We start from the raw sequence: 22692 nt of genomic DNA, 5'->3' as shown, positions 1-22692 counted from the left end.
TTGCACTCCGCTACTCCACTGGGTCACTCACAGGCGTCGCAATAATCGCCTTCAACTCACTGGTCATCGGGAATTCCAGGTTCAGGCCCTTGGGCGGAATCGGCTGCTCAAACCAGCGCTGGTAAATGCCGTTGATCTCCCCCGAGCTGTACAGCCCGGCCAGGGTCTCGTTGACCACCGCGAGAAACTGCGGGTCGTCCTTGCGCACCATGCAGCTGTAGATTTCCCGCGACTGTTCTTCCCCAACCACCACCCACTTGTGCGGGTCCCTGGCCTTGGCGCGCTCCCCGTAGAGCAACGCGTCATCCATGTAGAACGCCGCCGCCCGGCCGGATTGCAGCATCTGGAAGGCTTCGCCGTGGTCCTTGGCGCTGATCACCGACATGTTCAGTTTGTGATCGACGTTGTAGCTCTTGAGGAACCGCTCGTTGGTGGTACCGGCGGTGGTTACCACGTTCTTGCCTTGCAGGTCGGAGAAACTTTTGATGCCGCTGTCGTTGGCGGTCAGCAACTGGCCCTTCACGTAGATAAACCCGTAGGAAAACGCCACCTGTTTCTGCCGCTCGGCGGTCACGCCGGTGGAACCGCATTCCAGGTCCACGGTGCCGTTTTGCACCAGGGCTATGCGGGTCTGGGAAGTCACCAGGTTGTACTTCACGTTGAGCTTCGGCACACCGGTTTTCTGCTGGATACGCTCGACGATCTTGTTCGCCAGCTCCACCGAATAGCCCATGGGCTTGCCGCTGTGATCCCCCACATAGGAAAACGGCACCGAGGCATCGCGATAGCCGAGGGTGATGCTCCTGGCGTTGGCGATCTTGCTCAGCGTGCCTTCCAGGGGGGCTTCGGTTGCCTGGGTCTGGGCGCTCAATATCAGGGCCAGGAAGAGTATGGGGCTGCTGCGCAGCCCGACGGGGGACGAGCCCCCTCGCCACAGTTTTTGCATTGTTATTCTCCGTTTTTGTTTTAGTTATGGACGGCGCACGGCAATGACGCTGATTTCAACGAGCACGTCCGGTCGCGCCAACTGCGCCTGCAACGTGGTACGCGTCGGTGCCTGCCCCGGCGATAGCCAGGCGGACCAGACTTCATTCATCGGCGCAAAACCCTCCTGGATATTGTTCAGGTAGATGGTCGCATTCAGCAGATGATCCTTGTCGCTGCCGGCCTCGGCCAGCAGTGCATCAATCCTGGCCAGCACCTCTTCGGTCTGGGTCTTCACATCGCGGCCTTCGCCCGGCACCTGGCCGGACAGGAACACCAAATTCTGAAAAACCACGGCGCCAGACAAGCGGCTGTTGCTGTTGATTCGGGTGATGGTCATCGAAATATCCTCAAGCGGCACGGGGCGCGAAGCCCTGCATATCAATGGAAGTGGTGTGCCGGCCAATCAACTCGGCCAGTACCTGGCCGCTGCCGCAAGCCAGGGTAAACCCGAGGGCGCCGTGGCCGAGGTTAAGCCACAGGTTGCTGTAGGCGCTGGCACCAATCAACGGCACGCCGGTCGGCGTGGCCGGGCGCATACCGGCCCATTCGACCGCGTGCTGGTAGTCACCGGCCAGCGGGAACGTCTCAAGTGCCTGACGTTTAATCAGCGCCAGGCGCTTGGGTTCCAGGCGGGTGTCGAAGCCGACAATATCCACCATCGCCGCCACCCGCAGTTGCTCACCGATGCGCGCGTAGACGATCTTGCGGTCGTAATCGGTGATGCTGATGTTCGGCGCCTGATGCTGCGCGCCAATCGGCACGCTCAGGCTGTAACCCTTGAGGGGATACAGCGGCAGTGACATACCCGGCAAGGCCAGCTCGGGGCTGCGGTGCCCGGCGGCCAGCACCAGGTGCTGCACCGGCAAGACTTCACTGCCCATTTCGATAGCCTGCACGGCGCCTGCGCTGTGACGAATCGCCGTCACCTTGCGCCCCAACAGGAACGTGCAACGCCCCGACGCTTCAAGGCGCGCCGCCAGTTGCTGGCAGAACCCATGGCAGTCGCCGACCTCTTCATTGGGCGTATAGATGCCGCCGGCAAAACTGGCGCTGTCCAGGGTCGGTTCCAGCCGTGCGCAGTCCGCCGCCGAGAGCACTTGCTGTTGCAGCGGGTCGGTCACTTTATTCAAGGCGCGTTCATAGCTGTCGAGGCTGCGAAAGGTCACCAGCTTGCCGTTGCGCCGCCAGTGGAAACCGCCCAGTTGGTCTTCTTCACGCCAGCGTTGCAGGGTGCCCTGGCTCAAGGACGCCAGGCGCAGCAAGTGGGCCGCATTGCGCTGGTTCACCGAGCCACGGCAGGCGCCCAGAAACGAGGCCATCCAGCGCCACTGCGCCGGGTCCATGCGCGGGCGCAGCTTCAGCGGCGAGTCACCGCGCAGCATCCAGCCGATGGCTTGCAACGGTACGCCCTTGTCGGCCAACGGCGCGACATAGCGGTAGGACAGTTGCCCGCCGTTGGCGAAGCTGGTCTCGCTGCCCAGGGTTTCCCGGGCTTCGACCACCGTCACCTGCATGCCGGCACGCACCAGCGCGTAGGCACTCGCCAGGCCGATAACCCCGCCACCGATGATGCAAACCTGCTGAGCCATGTGCGTCCCTTAACCGTGCGATGTCAGGCTTGAAGGTTAGAGGCAGGTGACAGCGGCGGGACAATGAATAAAGATGGGTCACCCATAAACAAAGGTTATGGACTGCCCATGCGCTTGCGTCATATCGAAATCTTCCAGGCCATCCGCCAGACCGGTTCCATCAGCGCCGCCGCCCAGTTGCTGCATGTCTCGCAGCCGGCGGTGAGCAAGGTGCTGCAGCACGCCGAGTTGCAGTTGGGGTTCCCGCTGTTCCTGCGCATACGCGGCAAGCTGCAGCCAACCCCGGAAGCGCTGGCGCTGGAGCGCGAAGTCGACAAGGTGACCGAAAGCCTGCAAGGCGTGCGGCGCCTGGCACAGAACCTGCGCCGCGAGCCGGGCCAGAGCCTGCGTATCGGCGCCACACCCGCGCTGGCCTTGTCGTTGCTGCCGCCGGCCATCCGCGAATGGACCCAACGCTACCCGGACATCGCCTGCGAGCTGTCCAGCGCCCACAGCCGCGAGCTGGTGCAAAACCTGTTGATGCGTGAGGTCGACGTGGCGCTGACCCTGCAACCGCCCGATCACCCAGGGCTGAACGCCCAGCCGTTGGCCCACGGCGTGCTGGTGGCGCTGGCGCCGCAGGGTTACTGGAAGGAAAACGAGCTAGGCAAACCGTTGCCGCTGATGGCCCTGGCGGGCGCGCCGTTGATTGGCCTGTCCAGCGCCGACCCGTTGTCGGCGAAGCTGGACAGCTACCTGGAAGCGGTCGATCCACCGCCACGGGTCAGCATCGCGGTGCAGACCTATTCCCTGGCCAGGGCGATGGTCGAATCCGGCGCCGGGCTGGCGGTGATTGATCCGTTCACCGCCCTCGGCGCATCACCGGCCACTACTTGCATTCGCCCCCTTGCGCCGCCGCTGCCAATCACCTTGTACGCCCTGACCCGCGCCGACGAACCGCCGCCGCATATGCTGGCGAGCCTGCTGGAGATCTTCGGCAGCCGGGCCCAGGAGCAATTGGACCGGCTATAACACGTACCCCATGATCGCCACGAAATGCAGCAGGCTGCCGCCAATCACGAACAAATGCCAGATCCCGTGGGAGTGCCGCAGGCGGTCCTCCAGGGCAAAGAAAATAATGCCCACGGTGTACAGCACCCCGCCCGACGCCAGCCAGGCAAAACCCGTGGGGCCCAGCGCAGCAATCAGCGGCTTGACCGCCACCAGCACGATCCAGCCCATCACGGCGTAGATCACGATCGACAGGATCCGCGCCTCGGAGCGTGGCTTGATCTCCTGCAGGATGCCGATCACCGCCAGCCCCCACACAATCCCGAACAGCGTCCAGCCCCACGGCCCGCGCAGCGTCACCAGGCAAAACGGCGTGTAACTGCCTGCGATCAGCAGGTAGATCGAAAAGTGATCGACCTTCTGCATGATCGCTTTCTTGCGCCCGCGCACGCTGTGGTACACGGTGGACGCGCTGTACAGCACCAGCAACGTGAAACCGTAAATGGCCACGCTGACAATCTTCCAGGGGTTGCCGTCCATACTGGCCACCACCAACATCCATACCGCACCCACAAAAGCCGCAACCGCCCCGAGCAAGTGGCTCCAGGCGTTGAATCGTTCCCCGTGATACATGTGTCACTCACCTCGAATAACGGTTATCACCTCGACCATTCTGACGTCACCCACCGAATATCAGGTAACAACCTTTCTTCATTTGCCCAAATACACACACCGATGGATGATTCGCTTCATCCTGTGGGAGCTGGCTTGCCGGCGATAGCGGTGTATCAGCAGCAGATACATGTCTGACCCAACGCTATCGCAGGCAAGCCAGCTCCTACATAAAAGCCCCTCATCGGTAACGCCCATGCCCGACCTCGAACCTGCCCAGCCCCACCCGAGTCTGTGGCAGTTGTTTTACAACTTCGCCATGGTCGGCCTGTTTGGCTTCGGCGGCGTGATGCCCTGGGCGCGGCAGATGATGGTCGACCGCCGGCAGTGGGTCAGCGAACAAGGCTTCAACGAGTTGCTGACCACCGGCCAATTCTTCCCCGGGCCGAATATCGCCAACGTCGGCATCATCTACGGTCGGCGCCTGCACGGTTTGCCGGGTGCGGTTGTGACCGTGGTCGGCTTGTATCTGTTCCCCTCGCTGATCACCGTGCTGGCCGGCTTCGCCTATGCCAAATGGTGGAGCCATGACGTGGTGCAGCAGATCTTCGGCGCGGTGATGCCGATCGCCACCGGGCTGATGCTCGGCACCACCTTGCGCCTGCTCAAGGCCATGCCGCGGACCCTGGCCAACTACAGCGCGTTCGTCCTGACCTTCGTATTGATGGCGGTGCTGGTGCTGCCGTTGTGGATGGTCCTGCTGATCTGCATTCCTAGCTCCCTGGCCTTGAGTTTCATGGGCAAGCAGAAGGTGGCTGGCTGATGCAGAGCGTGCTGTTTCACCTGATGATCCAATGCGCGCTGTGGTCGCTGATGGCGATTGGCGGCAACACCGTGGCCCTGAGCGATATCCACCGCTACACCGTCACCGACATGAACTGGATCACCGACGCCCAGTTCGTCGCCTTCTTCGCCCTGTCCCAGGCATTGCCCGGGCCCAATGGCATGTTCCTGGTATTTATCGGCCAGCAAGCCGCCGGGTTGCCCGGCGCCCTGGTGGCCCTGACCGCCAAGCTGGTGCCCTGCTCGGTGCTCACCTACTTCGGCGCCGGCTGGCTGGAAAAACACACCAAGACCCCGTGGGTGCAGCGGGTCAAAGGCAGCCTGCTGCCGATCTCCATCGGGCTGATCCTGGCCGCCAGCTACATCCTGATGAACAGCCTGGAAAACAACGCCACCAGCCTGGTACTGACCCTGGCCAGCGCTGCCGTGGTGTATTACACAAGGCTCAACGCAATCTGGCTGATCATCCTCGGCGTGGTGTTGGGCCTGTGCAGCGCATGGCTGGGAGTGAACTGGTTTTAGGGGCACAATCGACGGCATTCGAACAAGAGTCACGCCCATGCTGATCGACGAAGAGTTCACCCTCAAGAAGCTGGAAATCTTCCTGGCGTTCATGCGCACCGGCAACCTGGCGCGGGCGGCGGCTGAATTGCAGACCAGCAACGTCAGCGTGCACCGGGCGATCCACTCCCTGGAAAACGCCCTGCGCTGCCCGCTGTTCAAGCACGAAGGGCGCAACCTCACGCCGCTGGAAAGCGCCTATGTGCTGGAAGAGCGTGCGCAGAAGCTGGTGCAGGATGTGGTCGACAGCGTGCGGGTGACCCGCGAGGCCGCCGGCTTTTCCGCCGAGCGCTTCAAGCTGGGCTCGCTGTATTCGCTGACGGTGAAGACCGTGCCGCAGTTGATCATGGGGCTGAAGATTCGCCGCAGCGAGCTGAATATCGACCTGATCCTCGGCTCCAATTTCGACCTGCTGTACAAGCTGAAGAACATGGAAGTCGACGCGATCCTGATCTCCCTCGACGAGCACGCCAACGATCCGGACTGCGAGCAGATCGCGCTGTTTTCCGACGACATCTTCCTCGCCACCCCGGCCGATTCACCCTTCGACCGCGAGCAGGAAATCGACCTGGCGGACGTGCGCGACGCCACCTTCATCACCCTCACCCAAGGCTTCGCCACCCACCAGGATGGCAACCGCGTATTCAAGCAGGCGGGGTTCGAGCCGAAGGTGGCGATGCAGGTCAACGACATCTTCACCCTGCTGAGCATGGTCAGTTCGGGCGTGGGTTATGCGCTGCTGCCGGGACGGATTGCGGCGGTGTACGAGAACCGGGTGAAGCTGATTCCCCTGCAACCGCGCTACCGTTTGCAGCAGCACATTGGCGTGGTGTTTCTGAAAGCCAAGGAACGCGACCCGAACCTGCTCGCGCTGTTGGCGGAGTGCCGGATGTATGCGAACCGCCAAACCTGACAATGATCCCCTGTGGCGAGGGAGCTTGCTCCCGCTCGGCTGCGCAGCAGTCGTAAAATCAGCGCCCGCGTTGTTTCAGGAAGAATGCATTGGGACCGCTTCGCGCTCCAGCGGGAGCAAGCTCCCTCGCCACAAAAGCGGTCGACACCTCTCGGGTCAGCCGACGATCCCGCGCACGATGAAGTACAGCACCGACGGCCCCAGCAAACACCCAAGCCCGGTGTGAAAGGTGGCGGTCAGTGCGCCATACGGCACCAGCCGCCGGTCCGTCGCCGCCAGGCCTGCCGTCACGCCGCTCACCGTACCGGCCAGGCCGCCAAACACCATCGCCGAGCGCGGGTTATCCAGGCCCATCCAGCGTGCCGCCATGGGCGTGCCCACCATCACCAGGATCGCCTTGATCAACCCAGTCGCAATGGACAGCGCCACCACATCCGAGCTTGCACCCAACGCCGCCCCGGTCACCGGCCCGACGATGTACGTCACCGCGCCCGCGCCGATGGTGGTCATGCTGATCGCATCGCGATAACCAAACGCCCAGGCGATACTCGCGCCCACAATAAACGGCAACACCGTGCCCAGCAGCAAGGCAATCGCACCAATCAAGCCGGCCTTGCGCGCCTCGGTGGCCTGTACTTCAAACGCTGTGGCCACGATGGCAAAGTCCCGCAGCATGGCGCCGCCCATCAAGCCGATCCCGGAAAACAGCGCCACATCCGCCAGGCCTTTCTGGCCGCCGGTCAAGGTACCGCCCACCCAGGCCAGCACCAGCCCGATCACAATCGCGATGGCTGAGCCGTGGATGCGTCCGAAGGTCAGGCGCTTGGACAGCACCACCGAAATCCACATCACCACGCCGACAAATGCAAAGGCGGTGACCAAGCCGTTATTTGCCAGGCCTTTCTCGATGAGTTCCCACATATCAGCGACCTCCCGCGACAGGTGCAGCCGCAATCAGCGGCTCTTCATCGGGCAACGGTTCGCCCTTGTGCGTGCGGCTGATCAAGGCAATCGTGCAACCGCACACCACCACCGAACCAATCGCCGCCAGCACCGCCACCGGGCCGCCGTGCAGCGCGGTGACCACGTTCTGTTGCGCCGCCATCGCCACCACCACCGGGATGTACATGGCACCCCAGAAGCCGACACCCATCTCGCATTCCTTGGTCATGCCGCCGTGCTTGTGCATCCACAGCCGCGCGCAGATCAGCAGGATCATTGCGATGCCCACCCCGCCCACGTTGGATTTCACGCCCAGCAACACGCCGAGCATGTCTCCCAGAATCACGCCGGCCAACATGCAGATCGCCAGCAACGCCACACCGTAAATAATCATGATGGTTGTCCTCAAAGTGCTTCATCGAAATTGTTGTTTTTGTGCTTCGAAAGCCTTGGGCGGCAATGCCGATCCGATAAAGATGAATACCGTACCTGTGGCGAGGGAGCTTGCTCCCGTTGGGCTGCGTAGCGGCCCTGAAATCCTCGGAGCGCTGCGCACTCCAACGGGAGCAAGCTCCCTCGCCACAGGTCATGGGTGACCCGCTCTATCTCTTGACCGACCAGCATCAGCCTTGGTGGAGCTCTATCGGTGATGGTTTCCCTCCTCTCGCAGCAAGGCCTGCAAGGTGTCCAGGCGGGCGCCTTCGAAGGCGATGACGGTGCCTTGCTCGAACACCCGGCGCGCAAGGCCTGTAAGCACGGCACCGGGAGGCAGTTCGAGATGCAGGCGCACACCGCGCTCGAAGGCGCTTTGCACGGTGCCGCGCCAGTCGACGATGCGGCACATGTTGAAGGCGAGGTCGTCGCGCAGGTGTTCGGTGTTGTGGATCGGCCGGGCGCGGGTGCTGCTCAGGTAGGTGATGCTCGGCGGTTTCAGTGTCACTTGGGCGAATGCTTCGGCCAGGGCCTCGGCGGGTTTTTCCAGCAGTACGCAATGAGACGGCACGCTGACGGCCAGGCGTTTGGCGACGCCGTTGCCGCGCACCAGATTGGCGACCGCCTTCATGGCCTCATCGCTGCCGGCGATGACCGTCTGGTTGTCGGCATTGATATTGGCCAGGTAAACCGGGGTTTGCGGGCTGTGGACCTGAGCAAGCAAGGCTTCGACGGTGGACAGGTCCGGGCCGATAAGGGCGGTCATGCCGTAGCCGTGGGGATACGCGTGTTGCATCAATTCGCCGCGCAGGCTGACGAGTTTCAACGCGTCGGCAAAGTCCAGCGAGCCGGCGATCACGGCGGCCGGATAGGCACCAATGGACAGGCCGGCGACGTAATCGGGGGTGTGTTCCAGCAAACGCGCACTGGCCACACCGGCAATCAACAGGCAGAGCTGCACGGCACGGGTCGAGGCCAGCGCTTCGGCAGAATCCAGGGTAAGCACATCCTCATTGAGGGCAGCACTGGCTTCGTCCAGCACCGCACGCGGCAATTGCTGGAGCATGCCGGGACGCTGGGCGCCCTGCCCCGGGAGTGCCAGGAGGCTGCTCATGCCACGGCCTGCCAAGGATCGAGCACCAACTGCGCGCCGCTGGCGTTCTTCAGCAGCACGCGACGCGAACCACCGGCCCATTCACGCAACGCGACCGCGCCAAAAGGCGTTTGCAGTTGCAGGTCGACGGCGCACACCGCCGTATCCAGTATCGCCAGCAGGTCCTCTGCATCGCTGCGATCAAGGCGCTCGGGCGTGCGCAGAATCAAATCCAGATCGCTCTTGGCATGCAGCGCTTCGACGCCGCTGGCCAACTCGAAACCCGCACTGCCGGTGACGCCCCAACTCTCTCCCGCCAGCACCGGTTGCAACTGAGCGAGGGCCTGCAACGCCGGCAAATCCCTTGGCGAGATCACACCGCGCAGGTCTTCCGGCACCACGCGCCGCTGCACCGCCGCCATCGGCATCACGGCGGCGAAGCGCTGCTCGCGCAAGCGCCCGCGTACCCCCACCGCTACTTGGCCCGGCGACGCGACGGCACGCCGCACCACCACCGGATGCCCAGCGGCCAATGCTTCCAGCACCCAGGCCGGCGCATCAGCGGGCGCATGCGCCGGGGTCATGCCCCAGAGCAAGTCGTGAGCGTTCACCATTGCTCCCGCAGCAGTTGGCGCACGTGGCTGGAGGCCGCGCGGTTAGTGGCGCCCAGGCGACCGCTCAGGTCCCGACCGCTGGCCTGCACATCCTTGATCGCCTGCACCAGGCACTCGCTGACCCGCGCCACATCTTCGCTGGTGGGCTGCTCGATCTGGCTGACCGACAAGGTCTCCCAGAGCAAGCCGAGGCTGGCATAGCTGTCGATGTCATAGGCCATCGGCGGCACGCTGGCGGCCAGGGTTTCCAGCTCTTCAACACTGCGCAGGGTTACCCGCGCCGCCGAAGCCTTGCCCATGGCATGCACCATCACGCCGGGGTCGCGCAGGGCAATCAGGCGGTTGGCCTGGTAACCATGGGCGAGGAAGGCGCCGGACATCGCCTTGCCCACCAGCAGCGCGATCACCGGGTGACCGGCCAGGCGGGCACGGGCGTAGCTGTCGGCAGCGGCGGCCAATGCCTGGTGAATGCCCAAGGCCTCTTCGCGACGACCGTAGGCCTGGCTCGGCACATCCACGATGGCAATCAGCGGACGCTTGTCGCCGGTGTTGATCGCCTCATCAACCGCCTTGGCCAAGCCCCAGCCTTCCAGCAAACCGACTTCACCGTTGCGAGCGCGAGGGAAGCGGTTTTGTGGGTCGGTGACCACCGCGATAAAGCGCACTGGCTGATCACCGAGCACACCGTCGGCAACTTTCAGCGAGTTCGGCAAACCGCTCACTGGCGCTGCGTCGCCGCTCAATGCGTTGAACCACTGCAAACCTCTCATGAGCGTTCTCCCTGATACAGATCGCGAACCGTCGCCGGGTCGATTTGCGGTTCGGCGTTCAGTGCGGCCAGGCGTTCCAGATAGTGATCAACCTGACGGCTGCGCTGGTTTTCCGGCAAGCCTTGTTGCAGCAGCTCAGTGATCTGCTGCTGAATCTGCGCCACGTCGTCGGCCACATACCGGTCGGCCAAGCCACTGTTGAAACGCTGCTCACCGCCGGTCAGGCTCCAGATGAAGGGCCGGTCACGGGAGTCGTATTCTTCAAGGCCGGCTTCCTGCTCGATCACCTGCGGGCCGTTCAGGCCAAGGCGCGCCTCACGGGTCACCAGCAGATAACTGCACAAGCCTGCCGCGATGGACATGCCGCCAAAACAACCGACGCTGCCCGCCACCACGCCGATCACCGGCTGGTACTGGCGCAGGTCGACAATCGCCGCATGGATATCGGCGATGGCAGCCAAGCCCAGGTTGGCTTCCTGCAAGCGCACGCCGCCGGTTTCCAGCAGCAGGATGGCGCGCGTCGGGATGTCGTTGCGGTTGTCTTCAGCAGCCAACTCCAGTGCACCGGCCATCTTTGCGCCGCCGACTTCACCGAGACTGCCGCCCTGGAAATTGCCTTCGATGGCCGCGATGACCACCGGCAAGCCGGCGATGCTGCCCTTGGCGATCACCACGCCGTCATCTGCCTGCGGCACCACGCCCTGGCGGCTCAGCCACGGCGACATGACGCGCTGGAACGGGTCGATCAGTTCGCGATAGCTGCCCGCGTCGAGCAAGGCCTTGGCCCGTTGCCGGGCGCCGAGTTCGACGAAGCTGTGTTTGTTCAGCAAGTCAGTCATGACCGATCTCCTCGAAGCCTTGCTCCAGGCGCAAGCGCACCACGCCGGGTGTGGCGCCGAAGTCGTGGATATCGATGTTCAATGCGGGGGGTGTCTGTTCCTGGAAGATCCGTTCGAACAGATGCTGCCAACGCAGCTGCGCACCGTTCACCGAGGTCTGCACCTGGATCGTCAGGGTGCCGGCGGTGCCCGGTTCCAGCAGCACTTCGAGGTCGCCGGAGCCGACGCAACCTACCAGCGCGCGGCCCTTGGCGGGCTGCCCGGCGGGGAATTCAAAGGATAAGGTTTCCATCACAGCGCTCCGTCGAGGCGGTCGATAAACAGGCAGGCGGCCAACAGATCGGCGGCGCCACCGGGGGAGGCATTCAGCGCCAGCAGTTGCTGGTCCAGCTCATGCAGTTGGCGGCGGCCGGCGAGGCTTGCGCTGCCGCCGGCGTCCAGTACCGCTTGGGCGCCCTGCTGCATGGCCTGCAAGCCTTCAGGACCGGCGCGGTAGAGCACGCAGGTGTCGGCCAGGTCCGTCATGATCGCCAGCAAGGCATCGAGGCGCGCGTTCTGTTCGCCGTGTTGTTGCAGGCGGCTTTTTTTCAGCTGTGGCAGGCCGCGCTGTAGCACTGACGGGAAGCCCAATTGCGCTTCTTCGCGAGCACCGCGTGCGCCGTAGCGTTGTGCGACCTGGGCGCCGTGGCTCAGCGGTTGCGGTGCGTAACGGTCGTTGAGCAAGGCCAGGCGGGCGGCGCGCAACGTCACCGCGCTGGCAGTACAGGATTCCGGTTGCAGTGCGGCGGCGGCGACTAACAGGCCGAGGGCCCAGATCGCGCCGCGATGGGTATTTACGCCGCTGGTGGTGACGAGCATCGCCTGCTCACCTTCGCGACCGATGCGCCCGAGGGCTTCACGCAGGGGCAAACCGACTTCGCCAAATTCGATAGCGGCCTCGGCCATCTCCTTGAACGCCGGCCACAGCGACAGCGCCGAGGCGTGCATCAAGCCGAGGTGCAAATCGGTATGGGCACCGTTGCCGCGACGGTCTACCAGGGCGGGTTTCGGCGACAGGTCTGCCTCATCGATCAACGCGTCGACGGCCATGTCGGCCAGGCGTTCGGCCAGCGTCAGGTCGTGCAGTTTGAGTGCGTGCATTTACCAGCTCCTGAACTTGGCGGGCGGGTTGTACAAGCCACCGGACCACTCCACCAGATCGGCCACGCTCTTGGCGGCCAGCAGCTCGCGGGTGGCATCGGTGCGGCGGATGCCGAGGTCTTCGGGCAGCGCAATCAAGCCCTCGCGACGCATGCGTGCGGTGTCCTTGGGGTTGTGGCGCAAGCCGATGGCGGTCACCCCGGCCACGGCGGCGATCATCGCCTGGCGCTCTTCCAGGGAACGGGCCTTGTACAGGTAGGCGATGCCTTCTTCGGTGAGCAGGTGCGTGACGTCATCGCCGTAGATCATGATCGGCGCCAGGGGCATGCCGCTTTTGCGGGCGACTTCCACCGCGTCGAGGGTTTCGACAAAGGTGGGTTTACCGCCTTCCTGGAACGTCTCGACCATCTGCACCACGAGCTTTTTGCCGCGTTCGAGCAAGGCTTCCGGGGCGTCGTCGTGGCGCATGTCGAGCCAGGCGGGTGTGCTATGGCGGCGACCGCGCGGGTCGTGGCCCATGTTCGGCGCACCACCAAAACCGGCGAGGCGGCCACGGGTAACGGTGGAGGAATGCCCGTCGCCATCGACCTGCAAGGTGGCGCCGATAAACAGGTCCACCGCGTACTGGCCGGCCAGTTGGCAGAACATCCGGTTGGAACGCAGAGAGCCGTCGCGGCCGGTGAAGAACACATCCGGCCGGGCGGCGATGTAGTTCTCCATGCCCAGTTCGGTGCCGAAGCAATGCACGCTTTCGACCCAGCCACTTTCGATAGCCGGGATCAAGGTTGGGTGCGGGTTGAGGGTCCAGTTGCGGCAGATCTTGCCCTTCAGGCCCAGGGATTCACCGTAGGTCGGCAGGATCAATTCGATGGCGGCGGTGTTGAAACCGATGCCATGGTTCAGCGACTGAACGTTGTGTTTTTCATAGATGCCGCGGATCGCCATCATCGCCATCAACACATGCACGGGCTTGATGTGGCGTGGGTCGCGGGTGAACAGCGGTTCGATGTAGAAGGGCTTGTCAGCGACCACCACGAAATCGACCCAGCTCGCGGGGATGTCGACGCGCGGCAGGTCGGTGACGTCATCCACCAGTTGGTTGACCTGGACGATGACGATGCCATCGCTGAAGGCGGCCGGCTCGATCAGCGCGGGTGTGTCTTCGGTGCTCGGCCCGGTGTAGATATTGCCGGCGCGGTCGGCCATGAAGCCGGCCGACAGGACCACGTTGGGAATCAGGTCCACCACCAGCCGTGCGTAGAGTTCAATGTAGGTGTGGATCGCGCCGATTTCCAACAGGCCGTCTTCCAGCAACTGGCTGATGCGCAGGGACTGGGTGCCGGCAAAGGAGAAATCCAGCTTGCGGGCGATGCCCTTTTCAAACAGGTCCAGGTGCTCGGAGCGGCCGACGCTGGGCATGATCATGTGCAGGTCGTGGAGCTTGGCGGGGTCGGCCTTGGCCAGGGAGCGCGAGAGGAAATCGGCCTGCTTCTGGTTGTTGCCTTCCAGCACCACACGGTCGCCGGGGAGGATCAGGGCTTCCAGGGCTTCGACAATGCGCTCGCTGGGGAGCACGGCGCCATCGGCGAAGGATCGCACCAATGCGAGGCGGCGCTGCTTCTCATCGCGCCGCCGCGTCCAGCGCGAGTCGGGGGAAGTTGTTGTTGTCATGGTCGCTCCACGGGATTTGCTGTCGTGGGCTGTACCTTAGGAGGGTATTGGGGGGGCATCAATCAAGCTGGGCGGTGAACCGTTACGATTGGAGTAATGGTTAATTAGCAAATGCTGAGGCTCGGGCTCAACACAGTTCAAATGTGGGAGCGGGCTTGCTCGCGAATGCGGTGGGTCAGTTAATAAATCGGGTACTGACACACCGCATTCGCGAGCAAGCCCGCTCCCACATTTGCTCAGCGCTGTTCGGGAGAACGTGCGCAGAAGTCCCAAAATGGGAACGATCAGTTCCTTTTTGGGACTGATCTCGCTTCATCACCCAAGCCGCTATTTCTGGTTAGTCACCCACTGTTCGACCTCCTTCAATAGCGCTTGAGTATGCGCAATCAGTTGCTCCAACAACCCCTCATCCTCATCCATATACCCTTCATATTCCGCCAGGTTGCGGCGCTCGTGGCATAGCGCAAACAGTCTTACCTGAACCTTGTTGGCTGCGGTGGTATGAAGCAGGCATTGGAACACCAGATAGCGCTTGTCCGAGCGATAGCCGTGCAAGCGCAAGGCTGTGAGGGCGATTGCGTGGGCCGCGTTGTAAGCCAAATCAAAACGGCTGGCGAAAGATAATTGCGGGGTTTTGGCGTCCTTCAATCGATCACGGGCAGAGCGCATCAACCCATCACATTCCGTGCGATCCGGCGGCTCAGCCTTCAAGCCACCACTACGTTGCAGGTTCTCCAGGTTTGCCTTGCTGTCCATCCTTGGACTCCACGGGGTTTTCCCCAATCAGGTTGATCTTGTCCTGCTCCGCCACCCGCTGCACAAAACTATGACCGGCATTCCATTTGCCGATCCAGTCTTCGGGGGTATAGAGCGTCGGGTTGATGGTGCGGCCCAGTTGCTCTTCCAGCGGCATGAGCTGCTCCATGACTTCACTGTAGTTGAGGCTTTCGCCGATCAGCATCAGATCTATGTCACTGGATGAGTGCGCCTCGCCCTTGGCGATGGAACCGTAGATAAATGCCCACTTCAGTTGCGTGGCAAATGGAGCCAGTGCGTTGCGCAATGGCTCATCCAGGCTCAGGGTCTTGCGCACGATGGCCAACAGCTCCGAGTAAACGGGGCACTGCGGGTTGGCCTGGTAGTGGGTTTGGTTGCCCTGGCGCGTCACCGTCAGGATGCCTGCCAACTGCAAACGCTCCAGCTCGCGGGTCAGGCTGCCCTTGCCCACCTTTGCCCAGCGGGCGATTTCATTGGTGAAGAAGCTATGGTCGGGCTTGCCAAAGAGCAAACCCAAGACTTTCTGCTGAGTCACGGTGAATAGCGCAGTGCTAAGGGGCAGGGTTTGCATGGCAGCGACCGAAGAGTCCCAAAAAGGGAACGATAGGTCCCTTTTTGGGAACGATCAAGTTTTTAGGCTGCGCAAGAAGGAGCAACCTGCTCCAGTGCCTGATCAACCAGTAACTGCCCCAGCTCACTCATCTGCTGAATGGCCAGCACCACGCCGCGCTGGGAACCTTCCAATTCAAAGGCCAGGTTGGAAGTCAGGGCGTTGAGTGAGGCAAAGGTTTCAGAAGCGTTGGCCAGCAGGGCTTCGGTGGATTGAGAGGGGGTGACGGTAAAGAGTGAAGATGAAGCCGAAGGCGGAAAGTAATGATCCATCGCACGCTCGGCGGCGGCCTGGAGTTTGCGGTGTTCGATTTCGGTGTTGTGGGGCGGATTGGGGGTAGGTTTGAACATGATGTGCAGCTCCGATATGTATTAGGGAAGCTGACACCGTCCGCTTGCACGCGAATAAGGTGGCAGCTGTGCGCAGGTGTGCAAGACCGGGCATATCGGACCCCGGCAGACCCCAAGGGATCTCCCACGCACAGCCGCCATAAGAAATACAGCAGGCATAAAAAACGCCCGTTGAATGGCTATGGGCGTTGGTGCGCCGACATGTAACCGGACTTGCACGTCCGTGTCACCGTTTTTTGCGATGACGGACGAAGACTAGGCGCGATCGCAGGGCACAACAAGTTCATGCACAGCGCGAGAGGTTGCAGGAAAAATCCGACTGTAAAGCGCACGCCGATGCGATCGTTCCCACGCTCTGCGTGGGAATGCATCCCGTGACGCTCCGCGTCACCACAGCGCAAGACTTGAGCCTTGCATCGCCAGTTGGACGCAGAGCGTCCGAGGCTTCATTCCCACGCGGAGCGTGGGAACGATCATCAACATGTGTAGCTCAGGCCAATCCGGCCTCGACCAACAACGCCTCCAACCCCATCAAATCCGGCACCCTGGCCACATGCTCCCCCACCTGCACCGCCGCCAACTCCAGCGGGCACAACGGCACGTCCACATAACTCAACTGGCTATCGAGCTTGTACGAACGCGGAATCCCCTGGATCACCAACGCAATAAACTTCAACGTCGGCCGTCCTCCGAGGGTGTTCAACACCACAATCCGCGCCCGCTCTCCCACCACGCCCGACTCGCCACACGCGGCCTCAAAGCTGATCAACGGCAACTGCCGATCCCGCCAGGTAACCTGCCGCAAATACCACGGCGGCGCATCACTGGCCGGTTCGCCGCGCTGGAAGTCGATCAGCTCGGCCACGGCGACGTTGGGCAACAACAGGTGACGGTCGGCCAATGGCAGCAGCAAGCCGGTGAGTTGAGTTGCGCGGTGATCAAGCACGGGACTTGCTCCAGTAAGCGATGCTTTCCAGCAGCACCGACTCTTGATAAGGCTTGCCGAGGTAGTCGTTGACACCAATCGCCATCGCACGATCACGGTGTTTTTGCCCGGTGCGGGAGGTGATCATGATGATGGGCATGCGCATCAGCCGCGGGTCGTCGCGCACCTGGATGGCCACTTCGAAGCCGTCCATGCGCGGCATTTCGATGTCGAGCAGCATCAGGTCCGGGGTGTGCTCTTCCAGCACGGCCATGGCGTCGATACCGTCCTTGGCGGTGAGCACGTTCATGCCGTTGCGCTCCAACAGGCGGCTGGTGACTTTGCGCACGGTGACCGAGTCGTCCACCACCAGCACCAGCAGCGGGCGCTTTTTCAGCGGGTCGTTGAGGATCAACGGAGCGTCCGCCGCCTGGGCCGGCAACGCCGGTGGCCGGGCGCGGATATGCGCCATCAGGTCGATGATCAGCACCACGCGGCCATCGCCAAGGATGGTTGCGCCAGACACGCCCTTCACCCCGGCAAACTGCGGCCCCAGGCCCTTGACCACGATCTCCCGGGTGCCGGCCATGGCGTCCACTTGCACCGCCACGCGCCGTTCGTTGCATTGCACCAGCAGCACCGGCAGCGGCTGGTACTGGCCCAGCAGGTTCGGCCGGCCGACGGTGTGCAGCAGGTCGCCGAGGTAGAACAGTTCGTAGCGTTGGCCGGCGTATTCGTAGCGCGGCGGGTCCTGCTGATAGTGCCCTTCCAGCTCATGGGGCATGACCCGCACCAGCCCTTCGATGGTGTTCAGCGGGATCGCGTATTGATCGTCGGCACACTGCACCATCATCGCCCGGTTGACCGACACGGTGAACGGCAGGCGAATGCGAAAGTGCACGCCCTCTCCCGGCGTCGAGTCGATGACCATCGAGCCGCCCAGCTGGCGCACTTCTTCATGCACCACGTCCATGCCCACGCCACGCCCGGAAATCTGGGTGATTTTTTCGGCAGTGGAAAACCCCGGTTGCAGGATGAACTGCAACACGTCGCGGTCGCTGATTTCCAGGTTGGGGTCGAGCAAGCCACGCTTGATCGCCTTGCGCCGCACGGCTTCAAGCGGCACGCCGGCGCCGTCGTCGCGCATGTCGAAAACGATGTCGCCGCCTTCGTGGGTCAGGTCCAGGGTGATGCGGCCTTTCTCGGGTTTACCGGCCAGCAATCGTGCATCGCGGGATTCCAGGCCGTGGTCGACGGCGTTGCGCAGCATGTGTTCCAGCGGCGCGACCATGCGCTCCAGCACGTTGCGGTCCATCTCGCCTTCGGCATTGCCGACGATAAATTCCACGTCCTTGCCCAGCTCGCCCGCCACCTGCCGCACGATGCGTTTAAGCCGTGGCAGCATGCGTTCGAAGGGCACCATGCGCGTGCGCATCAGGCCTTCCTGCAACTCGGTGTTGATGCGCGCCTGTTGCTGCAGCAGGTTGTGGGCATCCTGGTTGCGGCGGTCGAGGGTTTCCTTGAGGTCGAGCAGGTCGGAAGCCGATTCGAACAGGGCCCGGGACAGTTGTTGCAACTGGGAATGGCGGTCCATTTCCAGCGGGTCGAATTCTTCGTAGCCCAGGCGTTCGGCCTCGGCCTGCTGGCGGCTGAGGATGCGACCCTGGGTCTCGGTGTCGAGGCGGCGTAGTTGATCGCGCATACGCTCAATGGTGGTTTCCACCTCGTTGAGGGCAACGCTCGCATCGTTGACCTGCTGCTCGATACGCCCACGGAAGATCGAAGTTTCACCCGCCAGGTTGACCAGGTCATCCAGCAAGTCGGCAGAGATCTTCACCATGTCGGCGGCCGGATCGCTGGCCGGCACCGCCTCGGTTTTGGTTGCCGTCAACGCCAGCGGTGCGTCCGTCACTTCAGCCGGACGCACCAGGCTCTTGATGCGCTCGATCAGCAGGTCCACCGAGCCCACCGGCATGCCCGCCGCCACCGCATCGATCATCTGCGCCAGGCGGTCGTGGCAGCCTTGCAGCAAGGCGAACAGCTCCGCCGAGGGCGCCAGCAAACCTGCCGACAAGCCCTCATAGAGAAACTCCAGCTCATGGGCCAGGTCGCCAATCGGGCCGATCTCGACCATGCGAGCGCCGCCCTTGAGGGTGTGCAGGTCGCGCAGCAGTGTCTCGACTTCCTGGCGATTTTTCGGCTCGGCCTGCCAGCGCAACAGCGCGGCGCCGGAGCTGTCGAGGATGTCGGCGGCCTCTTCGAGAAAGATATCCAGCAGCTCGGGATCACTGCCCGGCGTCTCGACTTCGGCGGCCGCTGCGGGCGCCGCTTGTCCGGTGCCTTGGCGCAACTCACGCAAGTGGCTGATCAGGTCGGAGGAGTCGCTCAACGGTTGCTGGTGTTGCAGTTGCTCAAGCAACAGCGCCAGCCGCTCATGACTGGCCATCAACACATTGGCCAGCTCGCTGGAATAGCTGTAGCGACGGTCCACCAAACCTTCGTAAAGGTTTTCCAGCTCAAGGGCCAGGTCGCCCACCGCGCCGATTTCAGCCATGCGCGCGCCACCCTTGAGGGTGTGCAAATCCCGCTGCAACGATGACAGCGGCGCTGCGTTATCCGGGTCCAGCAGCCAACGCTTCAAGGACTGGCCGGCGCTGTCGAGGATGTCCACCGCTTCCTCAAGGAAGATCTCGACGATCTCGTCATCCACCGCAAAACCCTGATCGAGCTTCGCCGTAGCGGCGCCCAGCTCGGAGATGCTCAGCGCGCGGCTGCCATCGGTCTTGATCAAGCCGGTGGCGGACGGGTCGAGGCCTTCATCCAGCAGCTCGCGCAGGGCGCGTACCCGGGCCGGCGCCGCGCTGATTTCCTGGCCGGCGGCCAGTTGGTCGAGCATGTTGATCAGGGCTTCGTGGGCCTGTTCGGCCTCGTGGAAGAAGCGCTCGCTGACCGCCAGGCTGCTTTCTTCCACTGCGCCGTAGAGGTCGAGCAAGGCTTCGCACAATTCGTCCATCGGGTGCAGGTCGGCGAGGTGCGCGCCTTCGCCGAGGGTGGTCAGTTCGTCCAGCAGCGCGCTCAGTTCCTGGCGTTCGCCGGGGTGCTGTTGCCAGCGGCGCAGCAGGCTTTCGGCGTCCAGCAGGATGTCCATGCCCTGGGCCAGGAAGTTGGCGATCAACTGCGGGTCGCGCTTGATCCGCAGGCCGGTGTTGGGCGCATTCAGCAAGGCTTCAAGCTGGCTGTTCAGCAGGTTTTGCGTGCGCTCGATCAGCCCTGCTGCACCATTGATGGCCGCGTGAGGGTCACTGTCCAGCTGGCGCACGCCGCGCTGGAACAACGCTTCGGCCTCCAGCAGCAATTCGATTTCATCCAGGTCCAGCGGCAGGCGGTGGGCCTTGTATTCGCGGGTCAGGTGATCCAGCGGGCGCGCCAGTTCGGCGATGGGCAACACACCGGCCATATAGGCGCTGCCTTTGAGGGTGTGCAGTGCGCGTTGCAGGTCATCACTGACTTGCAGCGGCAGGTGCTCGGTGGCCTGTTGCAGGAAGCGGTTGAGGCTGTCGAGGTGGCTCTGGGCTTCGTTGCGGAAGATTTCCAGCAACTGCGGGTCCAGGGCGGCCGGGTCTGTGGCCGACGGTTCGACACGGCTGGCCAGGGCGTGCGCCCGCGCCGCCAGTTCGTCTACGTCATCGCGCTGGCGCTGGGCATCGTCGGCAAAATCGGTGATCAGCTCCGGCAGCAATTCCAACACGTCATCCAGCACTGCTTGCACATCCGGGCCCGGTGCGACACTGCGCTCCAGCACGCGGTTGAGCAGGTTTTCCACGGCCCAGGCCAGCTCTGCCAACACCAGGGCGCGCACCATGCGGCCACTGCCTTTCAAGGTGTGGAAGGCGCGGCGCATTTCGCTCAGGGTGGCCTTGTCTTCCAGGCTGGCGGTGCCGGCAGGCACATAGCGATGCAGCACGTCGAGAACTTCGGCGGTTTCTTCGAGGAAGACTTCCCGCAGTTCATCATCGATGGCTTCTTCACCGGCGGGCGGCGGCAGCAGGCTGCCGGGACGCTGGAGTGCCGGCGGGTTGAGGCGCGAGGTGGGGCTGGCCAACGCATCGGCGAGGAACGGGGTTTGCTCCGTGGGCGTGTCACCCTGCTCAAGCAGTGCCTGGCGCCAGGGTTTTTCGGCCGGCAAATAGCCCAGCGCGGCCAGGCCTTCAGCGGCGACTTCCAGCACCCGTTCGCCCGGGGCGTCGTGGTCCTGGAGCATGCGTTCCAGGTAGTACTCGAGGCTGGTGAGCACATCGGCAAAATGCTCAAGCTGCGCCTCGGAAGGTGCGGCGTCGCCGACCATCAGTTGCTCGTTGACGTAGTCATTGCAGCCACGCATCAGGCTCGCCGCACGGGGCAGCGGAATCATCGCCAGCGCGCCGCGCACCTGGGTCAGCAACTCGGGCAGCGACTCCAGGCGCTGGAGGTCCCAGTGAGCCTCGATGCAGTCGATCACCAGCTCTTTGGCCTGGGTCAGGCACTGGCAGGATTCGCGGATGACGAGGTGGTGGATCTGCGTCAGGTCGGTGGTAGGCAGGCGGCTTTCTTCGCGGCGCTCCGGCTCGACAGTGCCGACCATCCCGGCCAGCGTGGCCTCGACGTAGAGCAACGCACCGGCAACGTCCATCAATACCGCATCGTTGGGTTCGCGCTGCCCCTGGGCCAGGCCGAGTACCACCGCCAGTTGGTCGATGATCACTTTGCGCGGCTGGCCGAAGCCCAATACCGCCAGGGTATCGGCGATCTGCCGCAGCGGCGCCAGCAACGCCTCAAGGTCCGAGGCGTGCTGACGGTCGCTGCGTACGAACAGGTCCAGGCGTTCCTTGACCCGCACCAGCTCCTCGCACAACGCGCCGAGCACCGAGCCCATCGCGTCGCGGTCCGGGCCGGCCAGGCGGGCGCGTTCGGCGTCCACCACGGCGCTGTCGGGCAAAGCTTCATCGAGGCCATATCGTTCTTTCAAACTTTGCATCCGTGGAGTCGGTCGGGTGACTTTGGCGACGTAGAACAACAGGCTCTTGAGCAGCTCATCCGGGGCCGGGGTGTTGATCCCGTTGATGCCCTGGATCAGCAGGCGCTTGAGTTCCTTGTCGCAGGCCTTGAGCAAACTGCGCAACGCCGGGCTGTTGGCAACCACGCCAATGAGCATGCCTTCCACCAGCGCCGAGGTCACCTGCCACAACGGTAGCAGCGGCGCACCATGGCACAGGGCTTCGAGGCGGGCGAAGACCCGCGCCATGTCTTCCAGGTTGCTGGGGCCGTGGTCTTCGCGCAGCAAACCGACCAGCGCCTGTTGCAGCATCTGCCGCCACTGGCGCAGCAGCTCGGGGAAATCCTCTGGCGTGCGCTGGGCCAGGGCGTCTTCGGGCAGCGGCGGGATCACCAGCAGTTGCGGGCTGAACAGGCTGGTTTCCGAGAGCAGGCTTTCGCCGCGCACGCTGCGCAGGTCGTTGAGCAGCGGCAGCACCACCAGGGGCAGGTCGCGCCGGGCGCTGTGTACGCGGTCGAGGTACAGCGGCAGTTGGCCAAGGCCCTGTTGCAGCAGGCGAATGCCTTCGTCGCGCTGGCTGACGCGCGCGCCTTGCAGGGCGAGGGCCAGTTGTTCCATTTCTTCAGCGAACAGGGCCGCGCCGTAGAACTCGACCATCAACAGGCTGCCATGCACCTGATGGATGCATTCCAGGCACTGGCCGATGGCCTCGCTGCTGCTTTCTTCAACATAGGCGTCCAGCGCCGAGCGGGCCTGTTTCAGGGTTTCGGCAATTTCGCCCTTGACCCATTCGAGGGCCACGTAGTCGTGCCGATCAACCATAACCGCTCCCGTCTGAATTCATGAGTTGCTGGTAGTGCTGGGTCATGCGTACACCGATCTCAAAACAAAGGAGATCAACTGTGGGAGCGGGCTTGCTCGCGAATGCGGTGGGTCAGACAAAGCGTCGGCGACTGACACACCGCATTCGCGAGCAAGCCCGCTTGTATGGTTAGACTTGTA

The 22692-nt window shown here is 63.2% G+C and carries 22 protein-coding genes; 4 read left to right on the top strand and 18 right to left on the bottom strand.

Annotation, left to right across the window (positions count from 1 at the left end; genetic code table 11):
* Positions 1–10: 10 nt before the first annotated feature.
* From HYE77_RS03715 to HYE77_RS03705, 3 genes are read right to left on the bottom strand one after another with little or no spacing between them, the layout of a single operon-like run.
* Positions 11–946, bottom strand: a complete 936-nt coding sequence (locus HYE77_RS03715; RefSeq protein WP_256347107.1) for a transporter substrate-binding domain-containing protein — start codon at positions 944–946, stop codon at positions 11–13.
* A 24-nt stretch (positions 947–970) separates the two neighbouring features.
* Positions 971–1324: a RidA family protein gene (locus HYE77_RS03710; protein ID WP_177068421.1), complete on the bottom strand. Its 354-nt coding sequence runs from the start codon at positions 1322–1324 to the stop codon at positions 971–973.
* 10 nt (positions 1325–1334) lie between these two features.
* Positions 1335–2576: a D-amino acid dehydrogenase gene (locus HYE77_RS03705; RefSeq protein ID WP_177022321.1), complete on the bottom strand. Its 1242-nt coding sequence runs from the start codon at positions 2574–2576 to the stop codon at positions 1335–1337.
* A 108-nt stretch (positions 2577–2684) separates the two neighbouring features.
* Here HYE77_RS03705 and HYE77_RS03700 point away from each other — a divergent pair, with 108 nt between their 5' ends.
* On the top strand, positions 2685–3587 hold the full coding sequence (locus HYE77_RS03700) for a LysR family transcriptional regulator (protein ID WP_177020237.1): 903 nt from the start codon (positions 2685–2687) through the stop codon (positions 3585–3587).
* On the opposite strand, the gene HYE77_RS03695 is transcribed toward HYE77_RS03700, so the two are convergent.
* The gene (locus HYE77_RS03695; protein WP_003216828.1) at positions 3582–4199 is read right to left on the bottom strand and encodes a hemolysin III family protein; all 618 of its coding nucleotides are present in this window, start codon (positions 4197–4199) and stop codon (positions 3582–3584) included. The genes HYE77_RS03700 and HYE77_RS03695 overlap by 6 nt on opposite strands.
* A gap of 235 nt (positions 4200–4434) precedes the next feature.
* On the opposite strand from HYE77_RS03695, the gene HYE77_RS03690 reads away from it, so the two are divergent.
* From HYE77_RS03690 to HYE77_RS03680, 3 genes are read left to right on the top strand one after another with little or no spacing between them, the layout of a single operon-like run.
* Positions 4435–5001, top strand: coding sequence for a chromate transporter (locus tag HYE77_RS03690; RefSeq protein WP_003216826.1), 567 nt, complete (start codon positions 4435–4437; stop codon positions 4999–5001).
* Entirely contained in the window at positions 5001–5543 is a 543-nt protein-coding gene (locus HYE77_RS03685) for a chromate transporter (RefSeq protein WP_008434119.1), read from the top strand. The genes HYE77_RS03690 and HYE77_RS03685 overlap by 1 nt, the downstream gene beginning before the upstream one ends.
* A gap of 37 nt (positions 5544–5580) precedes the next feature.
* The gene (locus HYE77_RS03680) at positions 5581–6495 is read left to right on the top strand and encodes a LysR substrate-binding domain-containing protein (RefSeq protein WP_003216822.1); all 915 of its coding nucleotides are present in this window, start codon (positions 5581–5583) and stop codon (positions 6493–6495) included.
* Between the two features lie 156 nt (positions 6496–6651).
* Here the strand turns inward: HYE77_RS03680 and madM are convergent, their stop codons facing one another.
* The 14 genes from madM to HYE77_RS03610 all read right to left on the bottom strand — a co-directional run bounded on the left by madM (position 6652) and on the right by HYE77_RS03610 (position 22512).
* A complete protein-coding gene (madM, locus tag HYE77_RS03675) occupies positions 6652–7416 on the bottom strand; it encodes a malonate transporter subunit MadM (protein WP_003216820.1) in 765 nt (254 codons plus the stop codon).
* A gap of 1 nt (position 7417) precedes the next feature.
* The gene (gene madL / locus HYE77_RS03670) at positions 7418–7831 is read right to left on the bottom strand and encodes a malonate transporter subunit MadL (RefSeq protein ID WP_003216818.1); all 414 of its coding nucleotides are present in this window, start codon (positions 7829–7831) and stop codon (positions 7418–7420) included.
* Between the two features lie 246 nt (positions 7832–8077).
* Positions 8078–8983 carry a malonate decarboxylase subunit epsilon gene (gene mdcH, locus HYE77_RS03665; protein WP_177068420.1) on the bottom strand — a complete coding sequence of 302 codons (906 nt, stop codon included), beginning with the start codon at positions 8981–8983 and terminating at the stop codon, positions 8078–8080.
* On the bottom strand, positions 8980–9576 hold the full coding sequence (locus HYE77_RS03660; RefSeq protein ID WP_177068419.1) for a malonate decarboxylase holo-ACP synthase: 597 nt from the start codon (positions 9574–9576) through the stop codon (positions 8980–8982). The genes mdcH and HYE77_RS03660 overlap by 4 nt, the downstream gene beginning before the upstream one ends.
* Entirely contained in the window at positions 9570–10346 is a 777-nt protein-coding gene (gene mdcE, locus HYE77_RS03655; protein WP_177068418.1) for a biotin-independent malonate decarboxylase subunit gamma, read from the bottom strand. The genes HYE77_RS03660 and mdcE overlap by 7 nt, the downstream gene beginning before the upstream one ends.
* The gene (locus HYE77_RS03650) at positions 10343–11185 is read right to left on the bottom strand and encodes a biotin-independent malonate decarboxylase subunit beta (RefSeq protein WP_177068417.1); all 843 of its coding nucleotides are present in this window, start codon (positions 11183–11185) and stop codon (positions 10343–10345) included. Before HYE77_RS03650 ends, mdcE begins: the two co-directional genes overlap by 4 nt.
* The gene (locus tag HYE77_RS03645) at positions 11178–11477 is read right to left on the bottom strand and encodes a malonate decarboxylase subunit delta (RefSeq protein WP_003216806.1); all 300 of its coding nucleotides are present in this window, start codon (positions 11475–11477) and stop codon (positions 11178–11180) included. The genes HYE77_RS03650 and HYE77_RS03645 overlap by 8 nt, the downstream gene beginning before the upstream one ends.
* On the bottom strand, positions 11477–12325 hold the full coding sequence (locus tag HYE77_RS03640; RefSeq protein ID WP_177068416.1) for a triphosphoribosyl-dephospho-CoA synthase: 849 nt from the start codon (positions 12323–12325) through the stop codon (positions 11477–11479). The genes HYE77_RS03645 and HYE77_RS03640 overlap by 1 nt, the downstream gene beginning before the upstream one ends.
* Entirely contained in the window at positions 12326–13996 is a 1671-nt protein-coding gene (gene mdcA / locus HYE77_RS03635) for a malonate decarboxylase subunit alpha (RefSeq protein ID WP_177068415.1), read from the bottom strand. It lies immediately after the preceding gene.
* A gap of 327 nt (positions 13997–14323) precedes the next feature.
* Positions 14324–14752: a hypothetical protein gene (locus HYE77_RS03630; protein WP_003216800.1), complete on the bottom strand. Its 429-nt coding sequence runs from the start codon at positions 14750–14752 to the stop codon at positions 14324–14326.
* Positions 14715–15344, bottom strand: coding sequence for a nucleotidyltransferase domain-containing protein (locus tag HYE77_RS03625; protein WP_003216798.1), 630 nt, complete (start codon positions 15342–15344; stop codon positions 14715–14717). The genes HYE77_RS03630 and HYE77_RS03625 overlap by 38 nt, the downstream gene beginning before the upstream one ends.
* A 62-nt stretch (positions 15345–15406) precedes the next feature.
* Positions 15407–15733 carry a DUF6124 family protein gene (locus tag HYE77_RS03620; RefSeq protein WP_177028013.1) on the bottom strand — a complete coding sequence of 109 codons (327 nt, stop codon included), beginning with the start codon at positions 15731–15733 and terminating at the stop codon, positions 15407–15409.
* 490 nt (positions 15734–16223) lie between these two features.
* The gene (locus tag HYE77_RS03615) at positions 16224–16679 is read right to left on the bottom strand and encodes a chemotaxis protein CheW (protein WP_003213725.1); all 456 of its coding nucleotides are present in this window, start codon (positions 16677–16679) and stop codon (positions 16224–16226) included.
* The gene (locus tag HYE77_RS03610) at positions 16672–22512 is read right to left on the bottom strand and encodes an Hpt domain-containing protein (protein ID WP_177068414.1); all 5841 of its coding nucleotides are present in this window, start codon (positions 22510–22512) and stop codon (positions 16672–16674) included. Before HYE77_RS03610 ends, HYE77_RS03615 begins: the two co-directional genes overlap by 8 nt.
* Positions 22513–22692: the final 180 nt, after the last annotated feature.

It is taken from the genome of Pseudomonas sp. IPO3774 (assembly GCF_013386835.1).
Lineage (GTDB): Bacteria > Pseudomonadota > Gammaproteobacteria > Pseudomonadales > Pseudomonadaceae > Aquipseudomonas.
This window is presented reverse-complemented; position numbering and strand designations above follow the sequence as displayed.